At 61.2% G+C, this 14,794-nt stretch carries 14 protein-coding genes and 1 tRNA gene; 10 read left to right on the forward strand and 5 right to left on the reverse strand.

The genetic code is table 11. The annotated features are described in order from the left end of the window. Positions 1-209 precede the first annotated feature (209 nt). A complete protein-coding gene (locus YH62_RS00865; protein ID WP_046792270.1) occupies positions 210-863 on the reverse strand; it encodes an alpha/beta hydrolase in 654 nt (217 codons plus the stop codon). Between the two features lie 204 nt (positions 864-1,067). Between YH62_RS00865 and YH62_RS00870 the strand changes: the two genes are divergently transcribed. Both YH62_RS00870 and YH62_RS29925 read left to right on the forward strand, forming a co-directional pair. Further along, complete coding sequence (locus tag YH62_RS00870; protein ID WP_046792271.1) at positions 1,068-1,676, forward strand: hypothetical protein; 609 nt, start codon at positions 1,068-1,070, stop codon at positions 1,674-1,676. Positions 1,677-1,936: 260 nt separating this feature from the next. Beyond that, the gene (locus YH62_RS29925; protein WP_046792272.1) at positions 1,937-2,872 is read left to right on the forward strand and encodes a hypothetical protein; all 936 of its coding nucleotides are present in this window, start codon (positions 1,937-1,939) and stop codon (positions 2,870-2,872) included. 120 nt (positions 2,873-2,992) lie between these two features. Here the strand turns inward: YH62_RS29925 and YH62_RS00880 are convergent. Together YH62_RS00880 and YH62_RS29280 are read right to left on the reverse strand one after the other, a co-directional pair. Then, positions 2,993-3,082: transfer RNA gene (locus tag YH62_RS00880), tRNA-Ser, on the reverse strand. Positions 3,083-3,416: 334 nt separating this feature from the next. Continuing rightward, positions 3,417-4,160, reverse strand: coding sequence for a DUF1236 domain-containing protein (locus YH62_RS29280; RefSeq protein WP_137326811.1), 744 nt, complete (start codon positions 4,158-4,160; stop codon positions 3,417-3,419). Between the two features lie 535 nt (positions 4,161-4,695). Between YH62_RS29280 and YH62_RS00890 the strand changes: the two genes are divergently transcribed. The 8 genes from YH62_RS00890 to YH62_RS00925 all read left to right on the forward strand — a co-directional run bounded on the left by YH62_RS00890 (position 4,696) and on the right by YH62_RS00925 (position 12,740). Further along, entirely contained in the window at positions 4,696-5,676 is a 981-nt protein-coding gene (locus YH62_RS00890; protein ID WP_046792273.1) for a septal ring lytic transglycosylase RlpA family protein, read from the forward strand. 67 nt (positions 5,677-5,743) lie between these two features. Further along, positions 5,744-6,916, forward strand: coding sequence for a D-alanyl-D-alanine carboxypeptidase family protein (locus tag YH62_RS00895; protein WP_082118231.1), 1,173 nt, complete (start codon positions 5,744-5,746; stop codon positions 6,914-6,916). Between the two features lie 75 nt (positions 6,917-6,991). Further along, the gene (tmk, locus tag YH62_RS00900) at positions 6,992-7,669 is read left to right on the forward strand and encodes a dTMP kinase (RefSeq protein ID WP_046792275.1); all 678 of its coding nucleotides are present in this window, start codon (positions 6,992-6,994) and stop codon (positions 7,667-7,669) included. Continuing rightward, positions 7,666-8,694 (forward strand): DNA polymerase III subunit delta', encoded by a 1,029-nt coding sequence (locus YH62_RS00905; RefSeq protein WP_046792276.1) that lies wholly within the window; start codon positions 7,666-7,668, stop codon positions 8,692-8,694. Before tmk ends, YH62_RS00905 begins: the two co-directional genes overlap by 4 nt. A 107-nt stretch (positions 8,695-8,801) precedes the next feature. Next, on the forward strand, positions 8,802-10,361 hold the full coding sequence (gene metG / locus YH62_RS00910; protein ID WP_046792277.1) for a methionine--tRNA ligase: 1,560 nt from the start codon (positions 8,802-8,804) through the stop codon (positions 10,359-10,361). Positions 10,362-10,368: 7 nt separating this feature from the next. Continuing rightward, positions 10,369-11,151, forward strand: coding sequence for a TatD family hydrolase (locus YH62_RS00915; protein WP_046792278.1), 783 nt, complete (start codon positions 10,369-10,371; stop codon positions 11,149-11,151). Positions 11,152-11,154: 3 nt separating this feature from the next. Further along, positions 11,155-11,982: an MBL fold metallo-hydrolase gene (locus tag YH62_RS00920; protein ID WP_046792279.1), complete on the forward strand. Its 828-nt coding sequence runs from the start codon at positions 11,155-11,157 to the stop codon at positions 11,980-11,982. 350 nt (positions 11,983-12,332) lie between these two features. After that, positions 12,333-12,740 (forward strand): hypothetical protein, encoded by a 408-nt coding sequence (locus YH62_RS00925; protein WP_046792280.1) that lies wholly within the window; start codon positions 12,333-12,335, stop codon positions 12,738-12,740. A 69-nt stretch (positions 12,741-12,809) separates the two neighbouring features. On the opposite strand, the gene YH62_RS00930 is transcribed toward YH62_RS00925, so the two are convergent. Continuing rightward, on the reverse strand, positions 12,810-13,394 hold the full coding sequence (locus tag YH62_RS00930) for a DnaJ domain-containing protein (RefSeq protein WP_046792281.1): 585 nt from the start codon (positions 13,392-13,394) through the stop codon (positions 12,810-12,812). A 120-nt stretch (positions 13,395-13,514) separates the two neighbouring features. After that, positions 13,515-14,669: an MFS transporter gene (locus YH62_RS00935; RefSeq protein WP_170986294.1), complete on the reverse strand. Its 1,155-nt coding sequence runs from the start codon at positions 14,667-14,669 to the stop codon at positions 13,515-13,517. Between the last annotated feature and the right edge of the window lie 125 nt (positions 14,670-14,794).

The raw sequence follows: 14,794 nt of genomic DNA on the forward strand, positions 1-14,794 counted from the left end.
TCCTCCCGCTTGTAGGGTGAGATACGTGGATTTCGAATGAGGGCTGAAGTGCAAGCCGAACCGCAAATTCAGTGCGGCGGGCAATGCGGAGGGGCGGGGACCTGAAACATTTCAGGCTCGCGGTAGTGTCAATATAGACCGGGAAATCTCGAAATCCAGGGGGAACAATGCGGGCGGGAAGCGGCGGTTTGGGCGCAGTCGTCGGTTGGTCAAACCTGAGCCAACAATATTTCGGCCAGAGCCTCAGGATTCAGCCGTGCTACATTATGCCCACAGTCGAGGGCCAACGTCGACCACTCCGGCTCGTTGCTTAGGCGCTGATAAAGGTCAAGGAACGGACTTCCTTCCCATCCATGGGCGCCGACGAAGGTCTTGCGCGGCACTTCAAGCCAACGTCCGCTGAGATTGATGGATTGGAGAAACGTCCCGATCGGATGGGGCCGGCACCGCGGATCAAGATTGGGAGGCGGCGCGCAGTTCAGTCCGTCAGCCTTTGTGCCCGCGACGAACATATCCCGGAAACGAGGCGTCGTCAGTGACCAGACGGAGTCGCCGGATTCAGGCACATAGGCGTCTACATAGACCAATGCTCGGATTCGCGATGGCTCGGCGTCGGCCGCGCCGCTCACGACCATCCCGCCGTAGGACTGTCCAACGAGGACGAGGTCGCCGCGATGCGACCTCACAACATCAACGACCTCGCCTATGTGAGTTTCAAGATTGGCCGTCGGGGCGGGAGCATCGCCGAGCCCCGAGAGAGTGATCGGCAAGGCCTTGTGCCCGTGCGCAGTGAGTATATCTGCTACCTTCTGGTAGACCCAGCCGCCCTGCCAGCCTCCGGGAATCAGGATGAAAGTGGCCATATTATTCACCCCTGACTTCGGGGTTTGCCGAGCTTCGGCACGTCTTTGGCCGAAATCAAGGTCGCTGTGCCCGGCTGACTGCGCTGGTTGAAGTCGTATGACCGTGCTGAGTGCCTGTAAAGGGTCGAATCTCGGTGCGGCGGAACTTGCATTGGCCGAGGCTGTTAGATTCCTTCAGTGAGTGCTCTCCACTGGAGGTTTGCCATGCTTATCGAGCATCAGAGCAAGCGGCCGGACATAGATCCCTCCGCCTACGTGGCCCCGACAGCCGTGATCTGCGGCGATGTGACGATCGGTCCACGCACGCATGTCGCGTTCGGTGCGGTCATTGAGGCGCATGGCGCGCCGGTGCGGATTGGTGCCCAGTGCGTGATCCGCGAGAACCTCAATATCCGGAGCACCAGCCGGAACGCCGTCGAGATCGGCGACTATGTCCTGATTGGCCCGCACTCTTCGCTCAAAGGCTGCCTCGTTGAAGACGAGTGCTTTCTGGCGACGGGCGTTAGAATCTATCAAGGCGCGGTCGTTGGCCGGCGCACAGAGGTTCGCATCGATGGTGTGGTCCATGTGCGCAGCGTCCTGCCGCCGAATTCGCTTGTACCTATCAAATGGGTTGCAGTCGGCGATCCCGCCAAGCTGTTCCCGCCCGACAAGCACAAGGACGTCGACGCGATCCTCGCCAGGATGAACTTTGCAGATCAAGTCTACGGGCTGGAGCGCCGGTCCGGCAGTGGAGTCGACATGGACATGAAAGAACTCACCCGACGTGTCACCAGCGAGCTCACCGACCATCGCGACGATCGGGAGCTGTAGCGGTGCAGCCGCCACAATAATCGTGCACGAAAGGCGCGGCCATGCCTGAGCTCCGGTACGTCGAAGTGAACGGCGTCCGCATTGCTTATGACGATTTCGGCGAAGGTCCAGCCCGACGCGGGTCATCTGCCTCCCCTTGAGAACCCTGCGGCGGTCATTTCCAGGCTTCGTGTCTTTCTCGATGGGCTCAGGTGCAACACCCCGGGTCAACTCGCATTCGCCCAAAGCAGAGAGAGTAGAGCAAGGCTTTAGAGACTGTCATGGAGAACAAAAAATCGCTCGATGCGGCGGACACGGCCACTCTAGAAAACGCTGCGCAGCTCGCGTTGACGGCCTTCTGTTGGTGGCGCGCCGATCTCCCGCGCGAAATTTGCGAGGACTATTGGCGCGACGTGCACGGGATCATGTTTGCCCGCGCTCCGGGCCTGTGGCAGTACCGACAGCTTCGCCTTGCACCCAATCGTCCCGATCTTGGATTGTCGGTCGAGGGCATCTCGATCAACGCGCCGGCCGCCGCGCAGCCTCAGGGCATGCCGCACGCGCTCTTCCTGTCCGAGGCACACCTCAAGGCGTTCGCAAGCAGCCCGCTCCCAAAGGAGTACATTCCGAACGATGCAAAGAACTTCATCGGCCGTATCGGCGCCTTGCCGTCACCCGGCGGCCGCACGCTCGTTGACCGTATCAATGATCCGGCCATGCAGGGCGCTCCCTTGGCGCCGACCTTCGTCCTCTGCTTCGTTCCGAGGGCGGGAGCCCCGTCGGTCGAAATCATCCATCGCTACCTAGCCGAGCAGGTCGCACGCTCGTGGAGCGGGCATCCTGGCGTGCTGCGTTTGCGCGTCGAGCCACTTCCCCCTTACGAGCAGTCGGCAATGGCCTCGCCCAGCGTGCCGCATCAATGGCCTACCGGCGAGACTTACCTCGGCTGGATGGAACTGGCGGTGAGCCGCGAAGGCATAGTCGGCGATCTTTTAGCGGGCGCAACCGGACTGGCCGAACACGTCGGGATCGTCCACGCCTATCCGGTCCGGGAGATCTACACGATCATTTCGGCGGGACGGCCGACGGACGTCGGCCTGCGCGGCTATGCGGCGGCGCGGACGATCATCGCCGCGGGCGCCGACAATCAGCGCAGCGAGTCCCTCCTGGAGATACTTTTCGGTGATGCTATTCGTGGACGGGATCAGCCCATGTGACGAATCTAAAACGTCAAGTTCACCACTGGTGCCCGTGCGGTAATCGGCGATGATTTGATAGGGATCTCGCGGAATATCGCCCAATCGGCGGCGATTGGGGTGCCCAGAGGCGGGTTGAAATGGCGGATGGGGTGGGATTCGAACCCACGGTAGGCTCTCACCTACGCCGGTTTTCAAGACCGGTGCCTTAAACCGCTCGGCCACCCATCCGCATGAGTCTTTTCAACTGGTTCTTCCAAGTGGCTGAGATGCTTAGAAATCCGTCACCGGATATCTCATTATTCGGCGTTTCCGGCCGATTTGCCACCCATTCACTCAGGGGCTGGCTTTTAAGCAGCTTTGATCGCAGCGTCAACTTGCTCTGCGGTGTTCGCGTATCCCGGTGATTGCCATCCGCGGGATCCGGTTGGTGCGAGAATGGTGGAGGTGATGGAAGCGGAGCCGGGTAGGGCCGTCACTCGCCGCGCCGTCGCACACACGCCTCCGGATATGTTCGCATATATCCGGAGGGCGGTTCTTTTGCGCGGCCTTCGTTCGATGTGCGTTACGCGATAATGTAGACGATCTTGTGGGTCGAAGGCTCGACGATGACGATCCTACCGTCCGGAAGGACGAAATAGACGTAGTTTCGGTAGGCCGGCACCAGTTCGATGATGCGAGGCGGCAGCGGGTGCAGCGTCACGGTTTCGGGGATGGCAACCCCAACGTCGATATCGAAATCCACCGATACCGGCTCGGTATCACTCTCCACAATGACGTTGCGTATCTCGGTCTTCTGCTCCGTGGTAATTTCCACGCTTCCGCTTGTATCGGTAGAAGTGGAGCCGGAGCTGGTCTGCCCCGATTGGGATGAAGATCCGGTCGTGCCTTGCTGGCTGTCCCGCGTCGAGTCTGTCGAAGGTTGCTGGCCGGTCGTGCCGGTCGAACCCGCACCCGAACCGGAGCCGGAGGTCGAACCACCGCCGCTGCCCGTCGTCGATCCAGGTTGCTGCTGGTCCTGGGTGGATTGAGTGTTGTCGCTCCCACCGGACTGGGGCATGCCTGTCTGGGGCGTTGTGGACTGGGGCGTAGTGGATTGATCCTGTGCGCTGCCGCCCGTTTGACCCTGCGGCTGCGGTGCGGCTGGAGCGTCCTGCGATGTCCCGCTCTGTCCCTGTCTCGGAAGAACCGTCGTTCCCGTGCCGCCTTGTTGGCCACCGGAAGACGCGCCCTGCGCCAAGGCCGGAGGGGTTGAAAGCGCCGAGCCGGCAAGCAGCAGAGCGGCAAAGGCAGTGTTCGCGATTTTCATTTCATTTCTCCTCGATGTTTCCAAAACGTTCGCGACTTGCCAGCCGCAAACCTGAGTTTGGAACATTGCCTGCCGATTACTGTTCCCGCCCGGGCACCTTGTGACGGGCTTCTGGGACCTATGCTTTTTGCTGTTGAGACCTTGGTCGCAAGCGCGGCATGCGAAGGTCCCTGGCGGGAGAATATCTGCCCTCAAGATCGCCAGGAGACTGAGTGGAGTTGGAGTTTTTACGCAGCTCTCAGGTGTCTGGCTGCAATATTTGGTTAACCATAATCCATTGAATTCTAATTATATCTGTGGATTTTAATCGCATTTTTGCCACGTTCCGAGCAAAAGTCAGGCTTGCTGTCCCGCGCGTGACGAACACTGTCGCCTGTTGAGACAATGGTGCGGGAAAGCGGTTCCTGCAGCGGAAATTGATCGCCAGGTCTGTCGCTTTCACGGGGCGGGTGCGGCAGGGTGGCAAGAAAATGGACGGGGTTCGGGTTTGAGTGGCGGCAAGCTTTCGCTCGCAGCGAGATGGCTGGGAATATCGATGATCTGCGTCGGGATGGCTTCCTGTGCCACCACCGAGGCGCCGAAGAAGAAATCCCGCAGCAAGGAATATTTTTCCGAGAAGGAATACGGCGTCAAGGCGAGCCCTCGGGTCGTTTCCGATGGCAAGCCGGTGCCGAAAGGCGGCGGCCGCTTCATGGTCGGTAAACCCTATCAGGTAAAGGGAAAGACCTATGTCCCGCAGGAAGACGCGAACTATAACAAGAGCGGGCTCGCTTCCTGGTACGGTTCGGCGTTCCACGGTCGCCTGACTGCAAACGGCGAAGTCTATGACAGCTCGCATCTGTCGGCCGCGCATCCGACCTTTCCCCTGCCGAGCTATGCGCGGGTGACCAATCTGGAAAACGGCACGTCCGTCGTCGTCCGCGTCAACGATCGCGGCCCCTATCATCCCGGCCGGATCATCGACGTTTCCGACAAGACCGCAGAACTGCTGGACATGAAACGCACCGGCACCGCCAAGGTGAACGTGCAATATGTGGGGCGCGCCCGGATGGACGGCCGCGATATGCCGTTCCTGATGGCTTCCTATATCCGCAAGGGCGACCGCTTCCCGTCGGTCAATCCGGAAGGCCAGATCGCATCAGGCGTCATGGTCGCTTCCAACGCTCCGCTCGGCGATCAGTTGCAGAGCTACGGATCGGCGGTTCCCACGCCGATCGCAATGAACGGGTCGACGCCCAGCGGACCGGCGCCTGCCTCCGCTCCGGCTTCCGCCCATGCGTTCCAGGCTTTCGAGCAATTCGCGTCCCTGCCGGAACTCGGCCCCATGCCGGTCCAGCGGCCGCTCGAGCACATCCTGCAGCTTCCTTCCGGCAGCGCGGCTTCCGCCTATATCGCCGAGCCGGTCCGGACCGTGGACATCGCTTTCGATGCGGTGACGGTCCGCAATGACGGCCTGACGGAACAGTCCATTCTCTCCCATGCCGCCCGGCAGAAGGCGCATAATCCCCGACGTTGAACGAAGGGCGACGGTTGCCGGTTCCGGTGACCGCTGTTACCGATAGAACGAACGTTGACGGATGACCATGCGATACCGGCTGCTTTGCCTTTGCCTGACGATGATCCTGCAGGCGCTTTGCCTGACGGTCGTTGCGCGCGCCCAGGAAGCGCCGGCGCTTGCCTTTCCGACGAAGGCCAAGCAGGTCTACATGGTGGAAGCCAAGACCGGCACCGTGCTTCTCGCCTCCAACGAGAACCAGTCCTTTGCGGCGGCCTCGCTTGCCAAGCTGATGACCATGGAGGTCGTTTTCGACGCCCTCAAGCGGGGAGATGTCACGCCCGATACGCTGTTTCCGGTCAGCGAACATGCCTGGCGCAGCGGTGGCGCGCCCTCCGGCACCACCACGATGTTCGCGGCGCTCAAATCGCAGATACGCGTCGACGATCTGATCAAGGGCGTCATCGTCCAGAACGCCAATGACGGCTGCATCATCCTGGCGGAAGGGCTCTCGGGCTCGGAAGGCGAATTTGCCGCGCGCATGACGGCGCGGGCGAAAGATCTCGGCCTTTCGCGGTCGGTTTTCGGCAATTCGACGGGCCTGCCGGGTGCAGAGAGCAGGACGACCGCGCGCGATCTCGTGGAACTCGCCCGCCATACCTATCGCAACCACCCGGAATTCTACCCGATCTACTCGCAGCCTGATTTCGAATGGAACAAGATCTTCCAGCGCAACAAGAACCCGCTCCTGTCGCTGAACATGGGCATAGACGGGCTGGGGGCGGGGTTTGCGGAAGGATCGGGCTTTGCCTTCGTCGCCTCGGCTGAACGCGACGGTACGCGGCTTTTCCTCGCGATGGGTGGGCTTGCAAGCGACAAGGAACGCCTCGATGAGGCGAGGCGGGTGCTGGAATGGGGGCTCTCCTCGTTCGAGACCAAAGTGCTCTTCAAGCGTGGCGAGGTCGTCGGCCAGGCGAGCGTTTACGGCGGCTCCGCGCGCCATGTCGATCTTGTCGCGACGGAGCCGGTCGACATCTATCTGGCAACCAAGAACCCGGAGCGGCTGACGGGGCGGATCGTCTATCGCTGGCCGCTGCGCGCACCCGTGGCGGAAGGGCAGGAGGTGGGGACCCTTCGGATATTCTCCGGCGACAAGCTGGTGCGGGAGGTGCCGCTCGTGACTGCCTCGACAGTGGCGACGGGAAGCCTCGCCTCACGCGCGACGGATGCGCTCCTGGAGCTGATGTTCTTCTGGCTTTGAAAAGGTTTCCGTTTCGCATGTGCGGCAACATGCGTTAAACAGAGCCAATATTCGAATGAGGAAGCGTGGAAGAGCGTGTCGAGGCAATCCGGATTGTTCGTGACTTTCGAAGGCGGGGAGGGGGCCGGTAAATCCACCCAGATTCGCCGGTTGGCCGATTCGTTGCGCCGACGCGGTCACGACGTGCTGGTGACCCGTGAGCCGGGCGGTTCGCCGGGTGCCGAAGCGGTGCGCCATGTCCTGCTTTCGGGTGCCGCGGAAGAATTCGGCGTGCGCATGGAAGCGATCCTCTTTGCCGCCGCCCGCAACGATCATGTGGAGGAAGTGATCCGTCCGGCGCTCGAAAGCGGCGCAGTCGTGCTTTGCGACCGCTTCATGGATTCCTCGCGGGTCTACCAGGGCGTTACCGGCAATCTGGAGGCAGAGTTCATCGAAACGCTGCAGCGGATCGCAGTCAACGGCGTGGTGCCGGACTGCACGGTGATCCTCGACCTGCCGGCGGAAAAGGGGCTTGGCCGCGCGCGCAAGCGGGGCGCCGACAATGCGCCCGACCGGTTCGAGCGCGAGGAAATCGAAACCCACGAGAAGCGCCGGGAAGCCTATCTGGAGATCGCCGCGGCGGAGCCCGAGCGCTGCCACGTGGTGGATGCGGACCGGGCCGAGGACGAGATCGCCGGCGAGATATTCGCAATCGTCGAGCCGCTCGCGCGCGAACTGAGCTTCGGGCACCCGAATACGGAAACGGTCGGATGAGCGAAGAGAACCCCCATGTGCTCGACGGCGCGATGCCGCCGGCGCGCAATCCGAACCTGTTCGGGCACAAGGCGGCCGAGGATTTCCTGGCTCGCAGCTATCGTTCCGGCAAGGGCCATCACGCCATCCTGATCGAGGGGCCGGAAGGCATCGGCAAGGCGACGCTTGCATTTCGTTTCGCCAATCACGTTCTTTCCCATCCGGACCCTGCGACGGCGCCGGAACAGCTCGCCGCACCGGACCTTGGTTCATCCGTCAGCCGGCAGATCGCCTCCGGCGCCTCGCATAATCTTCTGCACCTGGCGCGGCCGGTCGACGAGAAGACCGGCAAGGCGAAGACCGCGATCACCGTGGACGAGGTGCGGCGCGCGGGGCACTTCTTTTCGCAGACCTCTGGCACGGGCAATTGGCGGATCGTCATCATCGACCCCGCCGACGATCTCAACCGCAATGCCGCCAACGCCATCCTGAAAATACTCGAGGAACCGCCGCGCCGCGCGCTCTTTCTGGTGCTCTCGCATGCGCCCGGCAAGCTGCTGCCCACCATTCGTTCCCGTTGCCAGCCGCTGAAGCTGTCACCGCTCGGAGACGATGACCTTATGCGGGCGCTAGGCGCGCTGGGGCTCCGTCTCGACGGCGGAAAGACGGAAGAAACGATCCGCGCCATGTCGAAGGGCAGCGTCGCCCGCGCATTGAAGCTCATGAACTATGGCGGAGCCGATATCATCGCCGCCTTCGACGAGGTGATGGTCGCCGACGGGCCGGCCGCGCGCAAGAACATGCACAGGCTGGCGGACGTGCTGTCGGCCAAGGACAGCGACGTGATCTTCGGCTTCTTCCTGGAGCATCTCGGCGACCATCTGATGGAAAGGGCGCGGCAGGCGGCGTTGAGCGGCAATCTGCAGGGGGCGGAACGGCAGGCAAAGCTCGTCAGCGACATCACCGAACAGATCACGGTGGCGCAGGCCTATAATCTCGACCGCAAGCAGACCATCCTTTCCATCCTGGAGGCGGCCAGGGCATAGCCGACGAGGGCAGGGGACGGAACAAGGCGCGGAACTTTGGGTTTCGTTCCCGCCAAACATGCGCTAAGAGCGGCATGAATTTCCTTCCATGTGCCCGAGTGCCGTCCATGCCGAACAAGACGCCCTTTTATATCACCACCGCGATTTCCTATCCCAACGGCAAGCCGCATATCGGCCACGCCTACGAATTGATCGCGACGGATGCCATGGCGCGCTTCCAGCGCCTCGATGGGCGGGACGTCTTCTTCCTGACCGGTACGGACGAGCACGGCCAGAAGATGCAGCAGACGGCCCGCGCCGAGGGTATCGCGCCTGAGGCGCTGGCCGAGCGCAATTCCAACGAATTCCTGGCCATGGGCAAGCTTCTGAACTCGTCGAACGACGATTTCATCCGCACCACTGAGCCGCGCCACCACGAGGCCTCGAAGGATATCTGGAACCGGATGGCCGATGCCGGCGACATCTACAAGGATACCTATGCCGGCTGGTATTCGGTGCGTGACGAAGCCTATTATGCTGAGGACGAGACCGAGGTTCGCGCGGACGGCGTTCGCTACGGACCCCAGGGCACGCCGGTCGAATGGGTGGAGGAATCCAGCTATTTCTTCAAGCTTTCGGCCTATGGCGAGAAGCTTCTCGAATTTTATGAGAAAAACCCGGATTTCATCGGTCCGGCCGAGCGCCGCAACGAGGTGGTCTCCTTCGTGAAATCCGGGCTCAGGGATCTCTCGGTGTCACGCACGACCTTCGATTGGGGCATCAAGGTTCCGAACGATCCGGCTCACGTGATGTATGTCTGGGTGGACGCACTCACCAATTATCTTACCGCGACCGGCTATCTGGAGGACCCGAACGGTCCGCGCGCAAAATACTGGCCGGCGGACGTGCACATCATCGGCAAGGACATCATCCGCTTCCATGCGATCTATTGGCCGGCCTTCCTGATGTCGGCGAAGCTGCCGCTGCCGAAGCGCGTCTACGCCCATGGCTTCGTGCTGAACAAGGGCGAGAAGATGTCGAAGTCGCTCGGCAACGTGGTCGATCCGTTCGAACTTCTCGAAAAGTTCGGGCTCGATTACGTGCGCTATTTCCTCTGCCGCGAGATTTCCTTCGGCCAGGACGGCAACTGCAACGATGAGCTGATCGCGACCCGCGTCAATGCCGATCTCGCGAACGGCATCGGCAATCTGGCGAGCCGCTCGCTCTCGATGATCGTCAAGAACTGCGACGGAAAAGTGCCCGAACCCGGTGAACTCACCGATGCCGATCGCGCCATGCTGGCTTCCGTGGATGCGCTTCTCGACATCTGCCGCGAGGAAATGGGCAAGCAGGCCATCCACAAGTCGCTCGCGGCAATCATTGCCGTCGTTTCTGAGACGGACCGGTATTTCGCCGGACAGGAGCCCTGGGCGCTGAAGAAGACCGATCCCGAGCGCATGGGCACCGTGCTCTACGTGACGGCCGAGGTGGTCCGCCAGATCGGAATTCTGCTTCAGCCGTTCATGCCGGATTCGTCCGCAAAGCTGCTGGACCTCGTGGCCGCGCCGGCCGACAGGCGCGATTTCGAGGCGCTCGGAGAGGCTGGCCGACTTGTTCCCGGTACGCCGCTGGAAGCGCCGAAGCCGGTTTTCCCACGCTATGTGGCGCCGGAAACGACCGGCGTGTGAGTTTGCTATGCTGATCGATACCCATTGCCACCTGGATTTTGCCGATTTCGCGGAAGAGCGCGACGCGATCATATCGCGCGCCCACGAAGCCGGCGTGCAGCAGATGGTGACCATCTGTACGCGGGTTCGCAAACTCGAGAACATTCTGGCGATTGCGGACAAGTATCCGTCGGTTTTTGCCTCCGTCGGCACGCATCCGAACAATGCGGGCGAAGAACTCGATATCCAGGCGGATGATCTCGTAAGGCTTGCGGAAAGCCACGAGAAGATCGTGGCGATCGGCGAAGCCGGCCTCGATTATTTCTATGACACGCAGACGCCGGCTGACCAGAAGATGGGTTTCCTGCGCCATATCGAAGCCGCACGGCAGACACAGCTTCCGCTCGTGATCCACAGCCGCAGCGCCGACGAGGACATGGCGGCAATCCTGACGGAAGAAAGCGGGAAGGGGGCTTTCCCCTTCATTTTGCACTGCTTTTCCTCCGGGGCCGACCTCGCCCGCACCGGCGTGGAACTCGGCGGCTATGTCTCGTTTTCCGGCATCCTGACCTTTCCGAAATCCGAGGAGCTTCGAGAAATCGCGAAAACCGTGCCGCTCGATCGGCTTCTGGTGGAAACGGACGCGCCGTATCTGGCCCCGAAACGCTGGCGCGGCAAGCGCAACGAGCCTTCCTATGTGGTCAATACGGCCGAAGTGCTCGCCGAATGCAAGGATGTGAGCTACGAGGAGATCGCGCGGGCTACCACGGACAATGCATTCCGCGTCTTCTCCAGGATGCCGAGGCTCTGACACGTGGCCTATCGCCGGCGCTTCACCATACTCGGTTGTTCGTCGTCTCCCGGCGTTCCGCGCATCAATGGCGATTGGGGTGCCTGCGATCCTGAAAACCCGCGCAACCGGCGGACGCGCGCCGCCTTCATGGTCGAGCAGATTGCGCCTGACGGCGGCCGTACGACGGTGGTGATCGACACGGGTCCGGATTTCCGCGAGCAGATGATCGCGGCGCGCGTCGAACGGATCGATGCGGTGCTCTATACTCACGCGCATGCGGACCATCTGCATGGCATCGATGACCTGCGCGGCTATTTCATCATGCAACGCCGGCGCATTCCGATCTATGCCGATGCGTTGACCATGGAGCGCATTCGCCAGGGCTTCGGCTATTGCCTGGAGACGCCGCCCGGCGGCAATTATCCGCCGATCGTCGAGCCGAGGCTGATCGAGAACATGGAAGAGCCGATCGTCATCGACGGTCCAGGCGGGCCGATCCGGCTCATGCCGTACATGCAGGTACATGGCGATATCCATTCTCTGGGCTTCCGGATCGGTGGCGTGGCTTATTCCAGCGACGTCAGCGACTTTCCGCCCGAGACGATTCCAAGGCTTGGCGGATTGGACATGCTCGTCATCGACGCTCTGCAGTATCATTACCATCCAAGCCATCTGTCGCTGGAACAGGCACTCGACTGGATCGCTCGGCTTGCGCCGAAGCAGGCGGTTCTCACACATATGCACACACCGCTGGATTACGAGACGGTCCGCACTGAGACGCCGCCGAATGTCGAACCCGCTTATGACGGGATGACGTTCGAGTTCGAGCGGGCCGAGGACGCGCTCTGACTTATATGAGCGGATTAGAGAACTTGCATAAGCCTTTTGCCGCTCTTGCATATCCAATAGTTCCATAATCTATCTTATGTGATTTTGGGATGTAGCCGGGCACATTTTATTTCCAACCGCGACCTGCCGGGCGAAAGCCCCTATTCGTCTGCCAGGACATGTATTGACACCAAGCGGTCGCCGGTGCTGCATCTTGCCGATGAGCACCGGCAGCTCCGCGGGCACAGACGGAAAGCGTGTCCTCGGCTAGCGAGCCAGTTTACTATCAGTTGCAATAATTTGTCCTGCTGTGCTCCAATGGGCTGGCGATCACACTAGCTCGGTACCATTCGCGCAATCGGAGGGATATAATGCTGAAATTCAAGATGAGATTTTTGTTGATCGCGATTGTGCCGCTGGCACTTGCCGGCTGCGTCAGTGCCAAAGATCAGCGCACATCGGATCAAGATAAATGCGCTTCATATGGTTACCGGCCGGGAACTAACGGCTTTGCTAATTGCATGATGTCCCGTGACGAGCAGCGCAGCGACGACCAGCAGCGCACAATGGAATCACTAGAACAGCAGGATCGAAGAGACCGAAGGCGCTTGCAAGATCTCGAGTCCACAGCCGGCGTTACTGGCGTTACTGGCGGCACTGATGTCATCGGCAACAGGCCTCAGTACGACAAAGATGGCAATCCCAACTTCGATACGCAAGGCAACTACCAAGGCTGCCACGGAATCGGCTGCCAAGTCGACAATCCCGACGATCAATAGCCTGATGACAAAAATCACGGCACAAACACAGCCAGCCCCGGCAAGGTGCCCTCTCCCGGCACCTGCCCCCTATTCGGCCGCCGTCCGCATTTCCTCGATTTCGATTTCGTAGGAATAGCCTTCCAGCATGGCATAGGCCTGCTCGATGGCCTTTATATCGGCTTCCGCCTTGATCATCGCCTCGCCGATCGTATCGCAGCGCGACCTCAGCATGCGGCCGAGCACGTCGGTTCCGGGCTTTCTGCCGATACGGTCGATATGATTGCGGATGCGCGCGCGGTGGCGCTCCATTTCGAGAATGTGAAACCGTGCCTGAACGATCTTGTCGGTGAGTTTTCGGCGCATGGCCGCGACCGGATCGAAACTTCCCGGCTCGCGCTCGTCGAGAATGACCTCGTTAACGAGCATTTCCAGCACCAGCACCCCTTGCAGATCCATGGGATCGGCGAGCGCCGGATCGTAGCCGGTATCGTCATAAACCTTGCGGCGTACGGGATCGTTGAGCAGTTCGTAAGATGTCGTGAGCTTGCCGAAGGCCTCCGCATCGCCGCCGGAATCGGGATGCGCCTTCTTCACCCGACGGCGATAGGCAAGCTTGATGGCTGCGGCATCAGCGTCGCGTGAAACACCAAGCGTTTCGTAAGGATCGATCACCGCTTCACCTGTCTCCGGGGAAATGAATCCAGCTTCGTCGCCGTCCTAACGGGTCCGGCTCCCGGTCTCAACCCCTTACGGAATCTTGTGGCCAATTAGCGGCAATGGCAAGGCTGCAATTCATCGGCGCGTAAATCCGAGCCACGGCCGGCGCCCTTCCGCCACGGGCGCCATGAGGAAGCTCAGCAGGATGAAGGGCAGCAGAACCAGGAAGCTGGCGATCAGGCCGACATGTTCCGCGATGAAGCCGAGCAGCGGCGGAACGCCGATCGTACCGAGCATCAAGGTAAGCGCAAGGGCCGCAAGGCTTTCGGATGCCTGACCCTTGCCGCGCTCGATCGCGGTGGAGACCGCCAGAGGAAATGCAAGTGCTACGCCACAGCCGATGAGGAAAAGCGCAAAGCCGCCGACAATCAGTCCCGGCGCGGAAACGAGCAGGATGACGCCCGCTCCCACCGAGACAGCCGAGGCGCGCAGGAGTGTCGCCGCGCCGAACTTCTCGCGCAGCATATCTCCGCTGAGCCGTGTCAGGCCCATACCGATCGTGAAGGTGGCGTAGAGCATTCCGGCGGCTACGGGACCGGCGCCCAGCACCTCGCGGATGAAGAATATGCCCCAGTCATAGACCGCGCCTTCGACGATGCAGAGGCCGAAGACCATGACGCAGATCAACAGGATCGTCCTGTCGGGAAGCACATAGACCGGCCTCCTGCGATCCGGCTGGATCACCGGCGCCACCTCCCGGGGCATCATCCGCAAGGCGATGAGGCAGGAGAGGATCACAAAGGCAGCGGCCATCGCCTGGTGGAAGAAGGGCGTCACTCCCCTGCCCGCCAGGAAGCCGGAAACCAGCGAGCCTGCAAGCAGGCCGATCGACCAGAAACCGTGGCTGCGCGAGAGAATCTTCCTGCCGGTGCGGTGCTCGATGCCGGTGGCGATCATATTGGCGGCGACATCGAAAATGGTTCGAAAGAAGCCGAAGAGGAAAAAACAGAGCAGGAAACCGCTGAACGGAACGATGGTAAGCAATGGCGTGAGCAGAGCCGTAATCGACAAGGTTGCGACCGCCGTCAGACGGGGCGTCAGCCGGTCGGTCACGCGGCCGGCGATGGGCAGCGCCAGGAAGGTTCCCAGGGGAGCGCTGAGCAAGGTGAATCCCAGGATCGCCTTGTCGACGCCGAGCGAAAGCTGGATGGCCGGCAAGCGCGTGAACAGGGAAACGAAGAGGATGGCATTGCAGAAATAGAGCAGCGCGGAAGGCGCGAGCGTAGACATGAAGGAATCCGGCGAATCGCAATTTGCGCCATTCGTCGCATTCGCCATGCGCGGCCACAAGATTTCATTGCGAAAGGCTGCGTTGTTCAGCACGCAGGCTTTCCATGATAGGCTTCCCGCGTCAC

This window comes from Rhizobium sp. LC145 (genome assembly GCF_001005825.1).
GTDB lineage: Bacteria > Pseudomonadota > Alphaproteobacteria > Rhizobiales > Rhizobiaceae > Neorhizobium.

Bases quoted from the DNA above. Each gene is read 5' to 3' on its own strand.
- YH62_RS00865 (WP_046792270.1), bottom strand. From the start codon at position 863: ATGGCCACTTTCATCCTGATTCCCGGAGGCTGGCAGGGCGGCTGGGTC.
- YH62_RS00870 (WP_046792271.1), top strand. From the start codon at position 1,068: ATGCTTATCGAGCATCAGAGCAAGCGGCCGGACATAGATCCCTCCGCC.
- YH62_RS29925 (WP_046792272.1), top strand. From the start codon at position 1,937: ATGGAGAACAAAAAATCGCTCGATGCGGCGGACACGGCCACTCTAGAA.
- YH62_RS29280 (WP_137326811.1), bottom strand. From the start codon at position 4,160: ATGAAAATCGCGAACACTGCCTTTGCCGCTCTGCTGCTTGCCGGCTCG.
- YH62_RS00890 (WP_046792273.1), top strand. From the start codon at position 4,696: ATGATCTGCGTCGGGATGGCTTCCTGTGCCACCACCGAGGCGCCGAAG.
- YH62_RS00895 (WP_082118231.1), top strand. From the start codon at position 5,744: ATGCGATACCGGCTGCTTTGCCTTTGCCTGACGATGATCCTGCAGGCG.
- YH62_RS00905 (WP_046792276.1), top strand. From the start codon at position 7,666: ATGAGCGAAGAGAACCCCCATGTGCTCGACGGCGCGATGCCGCCGGCG.
- metG (WP_046792277.1), top strand. From the start codon at position 8,802: ATGCCGAACAAGACGCCCTTTTATATCACCACCGCGATTTCCTATCCC.
- YH62_RS00915 (WP_046792278.1), top strand. From the start codon at position 10,369: ATGCTGATCGATACCCATTGCCACCTGGATTTTGCCGATTTCGCGGAA.
- YH62_RS00925 (WP_046792280.1), top strand. From the start codon at position 12,333: ATGCTGAAATTCAAGATGAGATTTTTGTTGATCGCGATTGTGCCGCTG.
- YH62_RS00935 (WP_170986294.1), bottom strand. From the start codon at position 14,669: ATGTCTACGCTCGCGCCTTCCGCGCTGCTCTATTTCTGCAATGCCATC.